The sequence below is a fragment of the Ancylobacter terrae genome (assembly GCF_045108345.1).
In the GTDB taxonomy this organism is placed as follows: Bacteria; Pseudomonadota; Alphaproteobacteria; order Rhizobiales; family Xanthobacteraceae; genus Ancylobacter.
Genome location: NZ_JBJGXH010000001.1, coordinates 1318191 through 1332165, shown reverse-complemented (window position 1 = coordinate 1332165; position 13975 = coordinate 1318191). Strand labels below are relative to the sequence as shown.

Annotated in this window: 15 protein-coding genes; 8 read left to right on the top strand and 7 right to left on the bottom strand. The window is 70.7% G+C overall.

Annotated elements, in window-relative coordinates; all coding sequences use genetic code 11:
- Position 1: 1 nt before the first annotated feature.
- The 3 genes from gatC to ACEUEL_RS06390 form a co-directional block, all read right to left on the bottom strand.
- On the bottom strand, positions 2–289 hold the full coding sequence (gene gatC / locus ACEUEL_RS06400; protein ID WP_405703312.1) for an Asp-tRNA(Asn)/Glu-tRNA(Gln) amidotransferase subunit GatC: 288 nt from the start codon (positions 287–289) through the stop codon (positions 2–4).
- A gap of 118 nt (positions 290–407) precedes the next feature.
- Positions 408–713, bottom strand: a complete 306-nt coding sequence (locus ACEUEL_RS06395) for a hypothetical protein (protein ID WP_405703310.1) — start codon at positions 711–713, stop codon at positions 408–410.
- 30 nt (positions 714–743) lie between these two features.
- Positions 744–1142 (bottom strand): hypothetical protein, encoded by a 399-nt coding sequence (locus ACEUEL_RS06390; protein ID WP_405703308.1) that lies wholly within the window; start codon positions 1140–1142, stop codon positions 744–746.
- Positions 1143–1244: 102 nt separating this feature from the next.
- Here ACEUEL_RS06390 and ACEUEL_RS06385 point away from each other — a divergent pair, with 102 nt between their 5' ends.
- Complete coding sequence (locus ACEUEL_RS06385; RefSeq protein ID WP_405703307.1) at positions 1245–2126, top strand: hypothetical protein; 882 nt, start codon at positions 1245–1247, stop codon at positions 2124–2126.
- Here ACEUEL_RS06385 and ACEUEL_RS06380 read toward each other — a convergent pair.
- Positions 2123–2827 (bottom strand): metal-dependent hydrolase, encoded by a 705-nt coding sequence (locus tag ACEUEL_RS06380; protein ID WP_405703306.1) that lies wholly within the window; start codon positions 2825–2827, stop codon positions 2123–2125. The genes ACEUEL_RS06385 and ACEUEL_RS06380 overlap by 4 nt on opposite strands.
- Before the next feature lie 159 nt (positions 2828–2986).
- Between ACEUEL_RS06380 and ruvX the strand changes: the two genes are divergently transcribed.
- On the top strand, positions 2987–3469 hold the full coding sequence (gene ruvX, locus ACEUEL_RS06375) for a Holliday junction resolvase RuvX (protein WP_405703303.1): 483 nt from the start codon (positions 2987–2989) through the stop codon (positions 3467–3469).
- Between the two features lie 3 nt (positions 3470–3472).
- Positions 3473–4408: an AEC family transporter gene (locus ACEUEL_RS06370; RefSeq protein WP_405703302.1), complete on the top strand. Its 936-nt coding sequence runs from the start codon at positions 3473–3475 to the stop codon at positions 4406–4408.
- A 22-nt stretch (positions 4409–4430) separates the two neighbouring features.
- On the opposite strand, the gene ACEUEL_RS06365 is transcribed toward ACEUEL_RS06370, so the two are convergent.
- On the bottom strand, positions 4431–4820 hold the full coding sequence (locus tag ACEUEL_RS06365; RefSeq protein ID WP_405703301.1) for a hypothetical protein: 390 nt from the start codon (positions 4818–4820) through the stop codon (positions 4431–4433).
- Positions 4821–5127: 307 nt separating this feature from the next.
- On the opposite strand from ACEUEL_RS06365, the gene ACEUEL_RS06360 reads away from it, so the two are divergent.
- The 4 genes from ACEUEL_RS06360 to dprA all read left to right on the top strand — a co-directional run bounded on the left by ACEUEL_RS06360 (position 5128) and on the right by dprA (position 9252).
- Positions 5128–6081, top strand: coding sequence for an aspartate carbamoyltransferase catalytic subunit (locus tag ACEUEL_RS06360; protein ID WP_405706596.1), 954 nt, complete (start codon positions 5128–5130; stop codon positions 6079–6081).
- Positions 6074–7372 carry a dihydroorotase gene (locus tag ACEUEL_RS06355; protein WP_405703299.1) on the top strand — a complete coding sequence of 433 codons (1299 nt, stop codon included), beginning with the start codon at positions 6074–6076 and terminating at the stop codon, positions 7370–7372. Before ACEUEL_RS06360 ends, ACEUEL_RS06355 begins: the two co-directional genes overlap by 8 nt.
- A gap of 39 nt (positions 7373–7411) precedes the next feature.
- Positions 7412–8017: a glycerol-3-phosphate 1-O-acyltransferase PlsY gene (plsY, locus tag ACEUEL_RS06350; protein WP_405703297.1), complete on the top strand. Its 606-nt coding sequence runs from the start codon at positions 7412–7414 to the stop codon at positions 8015–8017.
- A 125-nt stretch (positions 8018–8142) separates the two neighbouring features.
- Entirely contained in the window at positions 8143–9252 is a 1110-nt protein-coding gene (gene dprA, locus ACEUEL_RS06345) for a DNA-processing protein DprA (protein WP_405703294.1), read from the top strand.
- Positions 9253–9255: 3 nt separating this feature from the next.
- Here the strand turns inward: dprA and ACEUEL_RS06340 are convergent, their stop codons facing one another.
- On the bottom strand, positions 9256–9471 hold the full coding sequence (locus ACEUEL_RS06340) for a hypothetical protein (protein ID WP_405703292.1): 216 nt from the start codon (positions 9469–9471) through the stop codon (positions 9256–9258).
- Positions 9472–9715: 244 nt separating this feature from the next.
- On the opposite strand from ACEUEL_RS06340, the gene topA reads away from it, so the two are divergent.
- The gene (gene topA, locus ACEUEL_RS06335; RefSeq protein ID WP_405703289.1) at positions 9716–12382 is read left to right on the top strand and encodes a type I DNA topoisomerase; all 2667 of its coding nucleotides are present in this window, start codon (positions 9716–9718) and stop codon (positions 12380–12382) included.
- A gap of 60 nt (positions 12383–12442) precedes the next feature.
- Here topA and ACEUEL_RS06330 read toward each other — a convergent pair whose 3' ends face one another.
- Positions 12443–13927 (bottom strand): MDR family MFS transporter, encoded by a 1485-nt coding sequence (locus tag ACEUEL_RS06330; RefSeq protein ID WP_405703286.1) that lies wholly within the window; start codon positions 13925–13927, stop codon positions 12443–12445.
- Between the last annotated feature and the right edge of the window lie 48 nt (positions 13928–13975).

Sequence of the window (13975 nt, the reverse complement as noted above, 5' to 3'; positions counted from 1 at the left end):
CTCACTCCACCACTTTCGGGACGGTGAAGAAGCCGTCATCGGCGGCCGGCGCGTTGGCCAGCACCTTGTCCGGGCAATGCCCGTCGGTCACCGCGTCCTCGCGCAGGCGCAGCGTCATCGGCATGACGCTGGTCATCGGCTCGACGCCGGTCACGTCGAGCTCGGCCAGCTCGTCGACGAAGGCGAGGATGGCGTTGAGCTCGCCCTGGAGGTGAGCCACCTCGTCTTCCGTCACGGCGATGCGCGCCAGATGCGCCACCCGCCGGACCGTCGCCTGATCGACCGACATGCGAATTCCCGATGAACGAATTGAAGCCGCCCGCCCTATAGCAGGCTGCCGCGCCGCCCGGCAACGCGCCGGGCGGCGTCACATCGACATCGTCGCGCCGCCGGGCCGGGCGCCGCGATCAGGAGCGGGCGAGCTGCAGGCACTGCCCGGCCGCCTCGGCGGCGGGGCGGGCATCGCCCATCGAGACCTTGCCGGCCTGCACCAGCGAGCGGGTGCTCGCCGTCACGGCGGCCCTCAGGTCGGTCGAGGCCGACAGCCCCGGCAGCGTGGCGGCGTAGATCGCCTTGCCGCTGGCGTTGAGCGAGGCAGCGCAGGCATCGCCCGCCGCCTTGTCGGCGCGCGCGGCCGTGCCGAGCGCGAGAAGGGCGGCGAGGCAGAGGGCGCTGGCAGCGCCGCGGGTCAGGGCGGTTTTCGTCTGGGTCATGGGATCATCCTCCTTGGGTGATGGGTTGGTTCAGCGCAGGCCGGGACGGTTGACCGGCCCGCCCATGTTCACGCCCGGGCCGGGCCGCGCCACCGCGCGGGCGGCCGGCGCGCCGACCCCGCCGACGCAGCCCACCGGATAGCCCGGGCGGGTGCAGTAGACCGCCGCGCGCGCCGCCGGGGCGGCCACCGGCGCGCCGACACAGCCGACCGGGTAGCCGGGCCGCGTGCAGTAGACGACCGCGCGCGCCACCGGCGCCGTCGGCCGCACCACGCAGCCCACCGGATAGCCGGGGCCCGTGCAGTAGATCACCGCGGCCGACGCGCTGCCGCCGCCGAGCGCGAACGGCGCCGCCAGCAGCGCCAGCGCCGCCGCGCCGCGCAGCATCCACCGTCCGCGGCCGACGCCGCTAACCATGATCGATGCCATCGAATCCTCCCCCTGTGTTCCGCTTCGGAAACGAGGGGCATAGTGGGAGGACGCTGAACCGGCACAATGTCGATTCTTGGTCCGATTCGCAGAGGGTAAATAATGGGTTTCGCCGCGGCGTTCCCCACGCCGGCCGCACCGGTGATCTCGCCCGCCGAGACCGCCGCCCGCGCGGCTTTGCGCGGGCGCGCCGACTTTTCCGCCATCGCCCGCCGGACCGCCGGCGAACTCGGGCAGAGCTACCGCGCCAACCGGCTGCTGGCGCGGCTGCTGAACGACCGCGCCCGCATCGTGGTGGCGCTGCTGATGCTGGACCTGCATTTCGAGCCGGCCGACCAGCCCGGCCTCACCGTCGGCCGGCTGCAGGCGGAGGCCGGGGCGCTCGGCCTGTGCAGCCCCGGCCGCGTCACCGCCATCCTCGCCGCCGCCCGCCTGCTCGGCCTCGTCGCGCCGGCGCCCGACAGCGACGGCCGGCGGCGCCGGCTCGCGGTCACCTCGCGGCTGATCGACATCCACCGCGAGCGCTGGCGGGCCATCCTCGCCGCGGCCGCCCCCGCCCTGCCGGAAGCCGCGATCGGCCTCGCCCGGCTCGACGAGGAGCGCTTCGTCGCGGCCTTCGTCGCCGCGCTGCTGCGCCCCTTCCGCGCCGGCTGGCGGATCGGCGACGAGGTTCCGGCGCTGCGCCTGTTCGCCGATCGCGACGGCGGGCTGCTGGTCGCCTTCGCGCTGTACGAGGCGATGCCGGCGGGCACGCCGCTGCCCGTGGCGCGGCTGGCGCGCGACTTCCGCCTCTCCCGCTCGCACGTGACCGATATTCTCGACAAGGCGGCGCAGAGCCGCCTCGCCCGCCGTGCCGAGGGCGCCGGCTTCCTCGCCGAGCCCCGGCTCGCCGAGGCGATGGAGGCCTTCATCGCCATCGCGCTGGTGCGGCAGGCCTTCGCCGTGCGCGAGGCCGTCGCCGCACGCGCCGGATCGGACGCCTAGAGCCGCCCGAACTCCGCCGGCGTGCCGTTCTCCAGCACCCGCACCGTGGCCTCCTCGCCGACCAGCGTCACGAAACGCTCGGCATTCGGCTCGAGCAGGCCGAACGAGGCGTAATGGCAGGGGATGATGTTCAGCCCCGGCAGATAGCGCTTCACCGCCAGCGCCGCCGTCTCCGGCCCCATGGTGAAGCGGTCGCCGATCGGCACGATGGCCACCTCCGGCTTGTGGATCTCGGCGATCAGCGCCATGTCGGAGAAGATCTCGGTGTCGCCCATGTGCCAGACCACCGGCTGGCCCGGCGCCTTGACGATGATGCCGCCCGCATTGCCCAGCGCCAGCGTCTGGCCGTCGACGAAATCGCCGGAGGCATGGATGGCATTGACCAGCGAGACGGTGAAGCCGTCCTGCTGCGTGGTGCCGCCGATGCCCATCGGATCGAATGTCTTGAGGCCCTTATAGGCCAGCCACATGCACAGGTCGTAATTCGCCACCACCGTCGCCCCGGTCGCCTCGGCGATGGCGAGGGTGTCGCCGACATGGTCGGGATGGCCGTGGGTGAGCAGGATATGCGTGGTGCCGAGCACCGCGACGTCGCGGCTGGCGGTGAAGCCGGGATTGCCGGAGAAGAACGGGTCGATCAGCACCACCCGGTCCGCGAAATCGAGCCGGAAGGCGGAATGGCCGTACCAGGTGATCTTCATGCAGTCGTCTCCCCTGCGTTTTTCCCCGGGCGAGATTAGGGCTCGCGGCTCCCGCGGCAAGCCGCCCGGCAACAAATCGCGGGTGGAAAAACGGTTCCGCACGGCGGCGGCGCACGGGCGGGTTGGCCGGCCCTGCGCCGCGTGCTAACCGCGATCGGCATGAGCGCTCTCATCCTCCCCCTCGTCGAGGCCGCCGCCATCCTGCCGGCACGCGGCACGCTGATCGGCATCGATCTCGGCACCAAGACCATCGGGGTGGCGAGCTGCGATCCCGACCGCCGCCTCGCGGCCGCGGTGGAGACCATCCAGCGCAAGCAGTTCACGCCGGATGCCGCGCGCCTGCTCGCCCTCGCCACGGCGCGCGGCGCGGTCGGCATCGTCATCGGCCTGCCGGTGAACATGGATGGCAGCGAGGGCCCGCGCGCCCAGTCGACCCGCGCCTTCGCCCGCAACCTCGCCCGCCTGACCGAGCTGCCGCTCGCCCTGTGGGACGAGCGCCTGTCGACCATGGCGGTGGAGCGCGACCTGATCGCCGCCGACGTCTCGCGCGCCAAGCGCGCCGCGGTCATCGACCAGCACGCCGCCGCCTTCATCCTGCAGGGCGCGATCGACCGGCTGCGCCACCTGGCGGCGCCGGGCTGAGCCATGGCCGCGATCCTCGTCGACGCACTGCTGCCGGTCTTCCTGATCATCGCGCTCGGCGCCGTGCTCAGGCGGGTGCTGCTGCGCGACGAGGCGCACTGGGCGGCGCTGGAGCGGCTGACCTTCTATGTGCTGTTTCCGGCGCTGATCATCGTCAGCATCGCCAAGTCGGACCTCGGCGAGGTCGCGGTGGTCGAGGTGACGACGGCGCTGCTGGGTGCCATCGCCATCGTCTCCGCCGCCCTGCTCGGCGGGCGGGTGGCGATCTGCCGGGGCCTCGCGCTGAGCGGGCCGAGCTTCACCTCGCTGCTGCAGGGATCGGTGCGCTGGAACACCTATATCGCCCTCGCCGTCGCCGGCAGCTTCGCCGGCACGGCCGGGCTCGCCGTGGCGGCGGTCGGCATCGCCGTGATCATTCCGGCGGTCAACGTGCTGAGCGTCGTCGTGCTGGCGCGCTATGCCGCGGACACCGATCCGGGCCTGCGGCGGATCCTCATCCAGCTCGGCCGCAACCCTTACGTGTGGGCCTGCGCCGTGGGCATCGCCCTCAACGCGCTCGATGTCCCTGTGCCGACCGCGCTGATGAGCTTCGGCGACATTCTCGGCCGCGCCTCGCTGTCGCTCGGCCTGCTGGTGGTGGGCGCGGGGCTCCAGCTCGGCAATCTGCGCCGGCCGCGCCCCGTCACCTGGCTGTCGGCCGGCCTCAAGCTGCTGGCGATGCCGGCGCTCGGCATCGCCATCGGTCAGATGTGCGGCGTGCGCGGCGTCGATCTGCTCGTCGTCGCCATCTCCTGCGCCGTGCCCTCGGCGCCGAACGGCTACGTGCTGGCGCGGCAGATGGGCGGCGACGCGCCGCTGCTCGCCGAGATGCTGACCGTGCAGACGCTGCTATCGGCCGTCAGCCTGCCGCTGATCATCGCCCTCGTCGGCGTGCTGTAAGCGCCCCCGACCGACGCTGGCCCTAGCAGCGGCCCCAGTAGCCCTGCCCGCGATAGGGGCCGGTCTGCACCCAGCAGCGGTTCGAATAATAGCGCGGCGGGGCGTAATAGGCCGGCGGCGGCGCGGCATAGACCACCGGCGGCGCGTAGGCGACCGGCGGCTCCTCGTAATAATAGCCGCCGCCGTAATAGGGGCGCTGCGAATTCACGATCGCCGCGCCCGCCAGCGCGCCGGCGGCGATGCCGCCCGCGATCCAGCAGCCGTCGCAGCGAACCTGCTCGATGCTTGCGGGGGTGGCGGGAACGGCCCCGCCGGCCAGAGGCAGCGCCGAGGCGGGGGTGAGCGACACCGCGGCGAGCGTCGCCGCCAGCCCGAGCGCCGCAGCCGCGCGGTGAATGAGAAGACCCGTCATGGAACCTACTCCGAACTGACCGCCGAGAGGGCGGGATCGGGTGGAGTCTCGGGCCGGTGCGGTGAATGCCTTCTGAATGGACGGTGATCATTCTGGGGCATCATTGGGACGCCGGTGGCGCGATTCCGGCGGACGCGACACAGTCGTCGTCCGATCGGTGCGATCGCACCGATCGGTCTGATCGTCCACCTCACCGCACCGACCGGTCACTCCCGATCGCACCCGGAAGGCCGGATGCATTTGTATGGGACATCGCGTCATCGCGCTTGCGGAGGGGGCCGGCTGCGTCTATCCAGCCGACTTCGATATGACATCGAACCCGCCTCCCCCGTTCAGCTTCCCGCACCGCCACCTGCTCGGCATCGACGGGCTGTCGGCCGCCGACGCGACGAGCCTCCTCGACCTCGCCGAGGAGTTCGTCACCCTCAACCGCCAGGTCGAGAAGAAGCGCGCGACGCTGCGCGGCCGGACGCAGATTAACCTGTTCTTTGAAGCCTCTACGCGCACCCAGTCGTCGTTCGAGCTGGCCGGCAAGCGGCTCGGCGCCGACGTGATGAACATGTCGGTCGGCAATTCCTCGGTGAAAAAGGGCGAGACCCTGATCGACACCGCGGCGACGCTGAACGCCATGCATCCCGACCTGCTGATCGTCCGCCACTCCGCCTCGGGCGCGGTCGAACTGCTGGCGCGCAAAGTCGATTGCGCGGTGGTGAACGCCGGCGACGGCGCCCACGAGCACCCGACGCAGGCGCTGCTCGACGCCCTCACCATCCGCCGCAACAAAGGCCGCATCGAAGGCCTAACCGTCTGTATCTGCGGCGATATCCTTCATTCCCGCGTCGCCCGCTCGAACATCCTGCTGCTGCATTTGCTGGGCGCGAATGTCCGCGTCATCGGCCCCTCGACGCTGCTGCCCCGCGACATCGACCGCTTCGGCGTCGCCGTTTACCGCGACATGCGCGAGGGGCTGGAGGGCGCCGACATCGTCATGATGCTGCGCCTCCAGCGCGAGCGGATGAACGGCTCCTTCGTGCCCTCCGTGAAGGAATATTTCCATTACTGGGGCCTCGACGAAGCAAAATTGCGCTACGCCAAGCCCGATGCCCTGGTGATGCACCCCGGCCCGATGAATCGCGGCGTCGAGATCGATTCCGCGGTGGCGGACGGCGCCCAGTCGCTGATCCGCGAACAGGTCGAGATGGGCGTGGCGGTGCGCATGGCGGTGCTCGACGCCCTCTCGCGGAACCTGCCCAATGTCTGACCCGCGCCCCACCTTGCTCGCCAATGCGCGCATCCTCGATCCCTCGCGCGATCTCGACCTCGTCGGCGACGTGCTGATCGGCGACGGTGTCGTCAAGGACATCGCCCCGGGACTGGCCGCGGCGGGATTGCCGGACGGCGCCGAAGTCGTTGATTGTAGAGGGCTTCTGGTCGCCCCAGGCCTCGTCGACATGCGCGCCTTCATCGGCGAGCCGGGCGCCGAGCACCGCGAGACGCTGGCCTCGGCGAGCCAGGCCGCGGCGGCGGGCGGCGTCACCACCATCATCTGCCAGCCCGACACCGATCCGGTGATCGACGAACCGGCCATCGTCGATTTCGTGCGGCGCCGCGCCCGCGACACCGCCATCGTGCGCGTCCATCCGATGGCCGCGCTGACCAAGGGCCTCGCCGGCCGCGAGATGACCGAGATCGGCCGCCTCGGCGAGGCCGGGGCGGTCGCCTTCACCGACGCCAACCGCTCGATCGCCTCCGCGCAGGTGCTGCGGCGGGCGCTGGTCTATGCGCGCGATTTCGGCGCCCTCATCGTCCACCATACCGAAGACGCCACCCTCACCGGCGAAGGCGTTATGAATGAAGGCGAACTCGCCTCGCGCCTCGGCCTCGCCGGGGTGCCGAAGGCGGCGGAAACCGTGGTCTTCGAGCGGGACGTGCGCCTCACCGCCATGACCGGCGGGCGCTACCACGCCGCCTCCCTCACCTGCCGCGATTCGCTCGAGGTGCTGCGCCGGGCCAAGGACGAGGGCTTCCAGGTCACCGCCTCCGCCTCGATCAACCACCTGACGCTGAACGAGCGCGACGTCGTCGGCTACCGAACCTTCTTCAAGCTGGAGCCGCCGTTGCGCGGGGAGGACGACCGCGTCGCGCTGGTCGAGGCGCTGGCGGAGGGCCTGATCGACGTGGTCGTCTCCGACCACAACCCGCAGGACGTCGAGGTGAAGCGCCTGCCCTTCTCGGAGGCCGCCGCCGGCGCGGTGGGCCTCGAGACGATGCTGGCGGCCGGGCTGCGGCTGGTGAATGCGGGCCAGCTCGACCTGATGACGCTGGTCCGCGCCATGTCCACGCGCCCCGCCGAGCTGCTCGGCCTCGAAGCCGGCACGCTTCGCCCCGGCGCCCCGGCCGACATCGCGGTCATCGCACCGGACGAAGCCTGGCTGCTCGATGCCGCGACGCTGAAGTCGCGCTGCCGCAACACGCCGTTCGACGAGGCCCGCTTCGAGGGGCGCGTGGTGCGCACCCTCGTTGCCGGCCGCACGGTGTATGAGTACGTTTGACGCCGTGATGGGCAGGGCCGAGCGGGGCGGATCGAAGTCATGAGCGAAGCCGTGTCGTACCTGCCCGGAATTCTCGCCGTCGTGCTCGGCTATCTGCTCGGATCCATCCCGTTCGGGCTGATCTTCACGCGGATGGCCGGCACGCAGGACATCCGCACCATCGGCTCGGGCAATATCGGGGCGACCAACGTCCTGCGCACCGGGCGCAAGGGGCTGGCGGCGGCCACGCTGCTCGCCGACGCGCTGAAGGGCACGGCCGCGGTACTGATCGCCCGCCATTTCCTCGGCGGGGAGCCGGCCGTCTATGCCGGCCTCGCCGCCTTCTTCGGCCATGTCTACCCCGTCTGGCTGCGTTTCAAGGGCGGCAAAGGGGTTGCCACCTTCCTCGGCGTGGCACTCGGCCTGTACTGGCCGGCAGCGGCGGCCTTCGCGGTCGTCTGGCTCGTCAGCGCCAAGCTGACGAAGTACTCCTCGCTCTCCGCCCTCGCGGCCAGCGTCGCCGCCGCGGCGGTGACGCTCATCTTCGGCGACATCACCGTCGGTGCCCTGATGGCGCTGCTGGCCGCGATGATCTGGATCACCCATCGCGAGAACATCGAGCGACTGATGGCGGGCACCGAAGGCAAGATCGGCAGCAAGGCGTGAGCCGCGGCACCGGGGGCGCCGCCTGCCGCTACGGTAATAATCGACGCAGCAGGTCTTCCGGCGCTTGGAAAAGCCGCGGCACACGCTAAGGTCGTGTCCGGTATCCTTTTCCGGGTGGAGTTCAGATGGCCGGCGGCGTGCGCCTCGACGAGCAACAGCGCCGCGACTGGCTGCGCCTGCTGCGCACCGAGAATGTCGGCCCGCGGACCTTTCGCACGCTGATCAACCGCTTCGGCGGGGCCGGCGCGGCGATCGAGGCGCTGCCGGGCCTCGCGCGGCGCGGTGGCGGGCTGCTGCCCCCGCGCGTGCCATCAGCCGCCGAGGCGGATGCGGAGATCGAGGCCCTCGGCCGGATGGGCGGGCGCTTCGTCGCGCTCGGCGAACCCGATTTCCCGCCGGCGCTGCGCGCCCTCGACGATGCGCCGCCCCTCCTCGCCGTCCGCGGCCGCCCGGAACTGCTGACCGCTCCAATCGTCGCCATCGTCGGCTCGCGCAACGCTTCCGCGGCCGGGCGCACCATCGCCGCGCGGCTGGCGGCGGAACTGGGTCGGGCGGGATGGATCGTGGCCTCCGGCCTCGCCCGCGGCATCGATGCCGTTGCGCACGAGGCGAGCCTGTCGGCGGGAACGCTCGCCGTGCTGGCCGGCGGCCACGACCGCCCCTATCCGCCCGAGAACGTCGACTTGCTGGAGCGCATCGCGCAAACAGGCGCGATCATCTCCGAGATGCCGATGCGCTGGGTGCCGCGCGCCCGGGACTTCCCGCGCCGGAACCGCCTCGTCTCCGGCGTTTCGCTGGGCGTGGTCGTCGTCGAGGCGGCAGACCGGTCGGGCTCGCTCATTACCGCCCGCCTCGCCGCCGAGCAGGGCCGCGAAGTGTTCGCCGTGCCCGGGTCACCGCTGGATCCGCGTGCCGCCGGCACCAACCGGCTGCTCAAGCAGGGGGCGACCCTCGTCACAGAAGCCGCCGACGTGATCGAGGCCCTGGCGCCCCTGATCGGTCGGGAGACGCCACCCGCGATGGAAGAGCCCGAACGCCTCGATCCGGACATGCGCGATCCCGGCGATGACGAGCGCAGCCGCGTGCTGGAGCTGCTGGGGCCGGTACCGGTCGCCGTGGACGACATCGTCCGCATGTCCGGCGCCAGCGCCTCCGCGGTCCAGATCATCCTGCTGGAGCTCGATCTCGCCGGCCGTCTGGAACGCCATGGCGGCGGGCGGGTCTCGCTCCTCTGACCCTCAATCCCCGCCGGATGCCCCGGGAGCGGCTTCCGGCAGCAGACTCGCGACTTCGAACGCCTCCTGACGCGCCATCTCGAGCAGGTAGCGCAGCGTCGTCAGGCGGTGCGCGGCGGCCAGTGTCGCCAGTTCGCCCACCAGCGAGCCGATATAGTCCGCCGTCTCGCGCCGACGGGCGACGGCCTCCGGCGACGATGCGTCCTCGTCAAAAAACATCTGATTGGCCAATGTGCTGACAGTATGCGGGGAACATAACAAAGGTTGCGTTATAAAGTAAATACAACCTAAAATAGAAATCAGGCATTCCTCCCGCCGGGCGGCATGAAGGTGCGTCGAAACGGGGCCGCATCGCTGAACTTTCGGCCGAACTGCATTTCGCCATTTGACATGCGGGGGTTCGCTACCCCATTTTCCGGCCGCTCCAGGGGCGGGGCCCTTTCTCCAGCAACACGGCGGGCGCATGCAGGTCGTCATCGTCGAATCGCCTGCCAAGGCGAAGACGATCAACAAATATCTCGGTCCGGGCTACGAGGTCATCGCCTCGTACGGGCATGTTCGCGACCTGCCGGCCAAGGATGGCTCGGTCGATCCCGAGCAGGACTTCCGCATGCTGTGGGATGTCGACCCGAAGGCGCAGAAGCGCCTCGCCGATATCGCCCGGGCGGTGAAGTCGTCCGACGGGCTCATCCTCGCCACCGACCCCGACCGCGAGGGCGAGGCGATCTCCTGGCACGTGCTGGAGATCCTGAAGGAGAAGCGCGCGCTGAAGGACCAGCCGGTCTCGCGCGTCGTCTTCAACGCCATCACCAAGCAGGCCGTCACCGAGGCGATGAAGCACCCGCGCACCATCGACGCGGCCCTCGTCGACGCCTACCTCGCCCGCCGGGCGCTGGACTATCTGGTCGGCTTCAATCTCTCGCCGGTGCTGTGGCGCAAGCTGCCGGGCGCCCGCTCGGCCGGGCGCGTGCAGTCCGTCGCGCTGCGCCTCGTCTGCGACCGCGAGCGCGAGATCGAGACCTTCGTGCGGCGCGAATACTGGTCGATCGCCGCGCTGCTGGCAACGCCGCGCAACGACACCTTCGAGGCCCGCCTCGTCGGCGCCGACGGCAAGAAGATCACCCGCCTCGATGTCGGCACGGCGGAGGAAGCTGCGGCCTTCCGCAGCGCATTGGAGCAGGCGGCCTTCAAGGTGACCTCGGTCGAGGCCAAGCCCGCCCGCCGTCACCCCTACCCGCCCTTCACCACCTCGACGCTGCAGCAGGAAGCCAGCCGCAAGCTCGGCCTCGCCCCGGCGCAGACCATGCGCATCGCCCAGCGGCTCTACGAGGGCGTCGACATCGGCGGCGAGACGGTCGGCCTCATCACCTATATGCGGACCGACGGCGTCGACATGGCGCCCGAGGCGATCGCCTCCGCGCGCTCGGTGATCGGCCGCGACTATGGCGACCGCTACGTCCCCTCCGCGCCGCGCAAATACACCGCCAAGGCCAAGAACGCGCAGGAAGCGCACGAGGCGGTGCGCCCGACCGAGATGGCCCGGCGACCGAAGGACGTCGCCCGCGCGCTGGAGCCGGAACAGGCCAAGCTCTACGAGCTGATCTGGCTGCGCACCATCGCCAGCCAGATGGAATCGGCGGAACTCGAGCGCACGACGGTCGATATCGAGGCGAACGCCGGCGGGCGGGCGCTGGAACTGCGCGCCACCGGCTCCGTCGTGAAGTTCGACGGCTTCCTCGCCCTCTATCGCGAAGGTCGCGACGACGAGGAGGAGGACGAGGAGAACAAGCGCCTTCCCGCCATGTCGGCCGGCGAGGCGCTGGCCAGCAAGGGCATCACCGCCGACCAGCACTTCACCGAACCACCGCCGCGCTATTCGGAAGCCTCGCTGGTCAAGCGGATGGAAGAGCTCGGCATCGGCCGTCCCTCCACCTATGCCTCCGTGCTCGCCGTGCTGCGCGACCGCGAATATGTGAAGCTCGACAAGCGCCGGCTCGTGCCGGAGGACAAGGGCCGTCTCGTCACGGCCTTCCTGCAGAGCTTCTTCCACCGCTATGTCGAATACGATTTCACGGCGGATCTCGAAGAAAAGCTCGACGAGATTTCCGCCGGCGATCTCGACTGGAAGCAGGTGCTGCGCGACTTCTGGCGCGATTTCACCGCCGCCATCGGCGAAACCAAGGAGTTGCGCGTCTCCGACGTCATCTCCGCGCTCGACGAGATGCTGACCGCCCACATCTTCCCCCCGAAGGAGGATGGCACCGACCCGCGCACCTGCCCGACCTGCGGCACGGGACGGCTGTCGCTGAAGGTCGGCAAGTTCGGCGCCTTCATCGGCTGCTCGAACTATCCCGAGTGCAAATACACCCGCCCGCTCGCGGTGCAGGGCGAGGGTGATGCCGACGCCCCCGCCGCCGGCGGCACGCGCGTGCTCGGCACCGATCCCGCCAGCGGCCTCGAGGTGACGGTGCGCGACGGCCGCTTCGGTGCCTATCTCCAGCTCGGCGAGGGCAAGGACGGCGAGAAGCCGAAGCGCTCCAGCCTGCCCAAGGGCATGGCGCCGGCCGATGTCGACCTCGAGACGGCGCTCGCCCTGCTCTCGCTCCCGCGCGAGATCGGCCGGCACCCGGAGACCGGCGAGCCGATTCTCGCCGGCATCGGCCGCTTCGGCCCGTATGTGCAGACGGGGAAGACCTACGCCAATCTCGACGCCGGTGACGATGTTCTGGCCATAGGGCTGAACCGCGCGATCGCGCTGATCGCCGACAAGCAGAGCAAGGGTCCGGGCGGGCGGCGCGGCGCGCCGGCGGGGCGCGCGCTGGGCGACCACCCCGAACATGGCGGCGCCGTCACCGTGCGGCCCGGACGTTTCGGTGCCTATGTCAACCACGGCAAGGTCAACGCCACCCTGCCCAAGGGCATGGACCCGGACAGCGTGACGCTCGAGCAGGCGCTCGAACTGATCAACGCCAAGGGCGGCTCCGCACCGGTGAAGGCGCGGAAGGCGCCGGCTGCCAAGGCGGCGGACGGCGCGGCGAAGAAGCCCGCCGCGAAGAAAGCGGCGGCCGGGAAGTCGGCAACGTCCAAGGCCCCCGCCAAGCGCACGACAAAGAAGGCCGCATCCTCCTGAACCGACACGGGCGGCGGCGGCCCTCGTCCCATAAAGGAGCGGCCCGAAGGCCGCCCCTGCTCACTCCACCGGCGGCGCGTGGCCGACGGTGGCGCGGAACGGGCGCTGCTCCATGAGGATCACCGCCACGAGGCTCGCCGCCAGCGACATCGCGGCCGCCGCGAACACCCAGCGGAACGCGCCGACAAGGGCGTCGCTGCCCTCGACAAGCGTCGCCAGCACCTCACCATGGCCGACCTTGGCGCCGGCGATGCCGACCACGATGGCGCCGAAGCCGGCGGTGAGCACCGCCCCGCCGAGCGAACGGAAGAAGTTCATCGCCGCCGTCGCCGTGCCGAGCTGCACCACCGGCACCGCGTTCTGGATCGCCACGGTGGTGACCGGCAGCACCGTGCCGAGCCCCATGCCGGCGACGCCGGTGAGCGGGATCATCACCGCGATCGGCAGGCCACTCGGCTGGATCGTCAGCACGATCAGCGCCGCGATGCCGAAGGACAGGCCGATATAGGGAATGCGCTTGTAGTTGACGATGCGGCCCATGAGGCGCCCGGCCAGCGTTGCGCCGCACACCACGCCCGTCATCATCGGGATCATGGCGAGGCCCGACTGCGTGGCGGAAAAGCGCAGGATCGCCTCGAGGTAGAGCGGCACGGTGATGGACAGGCCGATCAGCGTTCCCATGGCGAAGGCCGCCGCGGTGACGCCCGTGCGCACGACCTGGTTGCCCAGCACGCTCAACGGCAGCAGCGGTTCGATCGCCGTCGAGATGCGCAGGCCGAAGCCGACCCACAGCACCACGGAAGCGGCGATCAGGCCGAGGATCGGCAGCGACCCCCAGGCGAACCGGTTTCCGCCCCAGCTCAGCGCCAGCATCAGCGCCGCGGTCGCCGCGCACATCAGCAGCGCGCCCTCGATGTCGAGCCGGTGGCGATGGCCATGCGGCGGCAGGCGCTTGAGCACGTGGTTGCTCATGCCCGCCGCCAGCAGGCCGAGCGGCACGTTGATCCAGAAGATCAGCGACCAGTGCAGGTGCTGCGCGAAGAAGCCGCCGAGCACCGGCCCCGCAATGCTGGAGCTGATGAACACGGCGGCGAAATAGCCCTGGTAGCGGCCGCGCTCACGCGGGGCCACCAGCAGGCCGATGATGGTCTGCGCCAGCGAGATGAGGCCGCCGCCGCCGACCCCCTGCAGCCCGCGGGCGAGAATCAGCCCGAGCATGCTCGGCGCCAGCGCGCAGGCCGCCGACCCGATCAGGAACACGGCGATGCACACCAGCAGCACCGGTCGCGGCCCGTGGATGTCGGCGAGCTTTCCGGCGAGTGGCGTCACCGCGGTGGCGGTCAGCAGGTAGGCCGTGACCACCCAGGAGAGATTGGCGACATCGTTGAAGGCGATGCCGATGGTCGGCAGCGCCGTCGCGACGATGGTCTGGTCGAGCGCGCTCAGGAACATCGCCAGCATGATGCCGACGACGATCGTGCGTATCTCGGTGTGGCTGAGTGTCGGGCGTGAGTCCGTACCGCCCCCCGCAGTTCGGGCGTCCATGATGTGTCCTGCCTTCGCAGCGCCCCCGCTGTCGTGGCGTGCGCAACA

Excerpts from the sequence above, each read along its gene's own strand:
- ACEUEL_RS06385 (WP_405703307.1), top strand. The coding sequence starts at position 1,245 with ATGGGTTTCGCCGCGGCGTTCCCCACGCCGGCCGCACCGGTGATCTCG.
- ACEUEL_RS06390 (WP_405703308.1), bottom strand. The coding sequence starts at position 1,142 with ATGGCATCGATCATGGTTAGCGGCGTCGGCCGCGGACGGTGGATGCTG.
- ruvX (WP_405703303.1), top strand. The coding sequence starts at position 2,987 with ATGAGCGCTCTCATCCTCCCCCTCGTCGAGGCCGCCGCCATCCTGCCG.
- topA (WP_405703289.1), top strand. The coding sequence starts at position 9,716 with ATGCAGGTCGTCATCGTCGAATCGCCTGCCAAGGCGAAGACGATCAAC.
- ACEUEL_RS06330 (WP_405703286.1), bottom strand. The coding sequence starts at position 13,927 with ATGGACGCCCGAACTGCGGGGGGCGGTACGGACTCACGCCCGACACTC.
- plsY (WP_405703297.1), top strand. The coding sequence starts at position 7,412 with ATGAGCGAAGCCGTGTCGTACCTGCCCGGAATTCTCGCCGTCGTGCTC.
- dprA (WP_405703294.1), top strand. The coding sequence starts at position 8,143 with ATGGCCGGCGGCGTGCGCCTCGACGAGCAACAGCGCCGCGACTGGCTG.
- ACEUEL_RS06370 (WP_405703302.1), top strand. The coding sequence starts at position 3,473 with ATGGCCGCGATCCTCGTCGACGCACTGCTGCCGGTCTTCCTGATCATC.
- ACEUEL_RS06365 (WP_405703301.1), bottom strand. The coding sequence starts at position 4,820 with ATGACGGGTCTTCTCATTCACCGCGCGGCTGCGGCGCTCGGGCTGGCG.
- ACEUEL_RS06355 (WP_405703299.1), top strand. The coding sequence starts at position 6,074 with ATGTCTGACCCGCGCCCCACCTTGCTCGCCAATGCGCGCATCCTCGAT.
- ACEUEL_RS06360 (WP_405706596.1), top strand. The coding sequence starts at position 5,128 with ATGACATCGAACCCGCCTCCCCCGTTCAGCTTCCCGCACCGCCACCTG.
- ACEUEL_RS06380 (WP_405703306.1), bottom strand. The coding sequence starts at position 2,827 with ATGAAGATCACCTGGTACGGCCATTCCGCCTTCCGGCTCGATTTCGCG.
- ACEUEL_RS06395 (WP_405703310.1), bottom strand. The coding sequence starts at position 713 with ATGACCCAGACGAAAACCGCCCTGACCCGCGGCGCTGCCAGCGCCCTC.
- ACEUEL_RS06340 (WP_405703292.1), bottom strand. The coding sequence starts at position 9,471 with ATGTTTTTTGACGAGGACGCATCGTCGCCGGAGGCCGTCGCCCGTCGG.
- gatC (WP_405703312.1), bottom strand. The coding sequence starts at position 289 with ATGTCGGTCGATCAGGCGACGGTCCGGCGGGTGGCGCATCTGGCGCGC.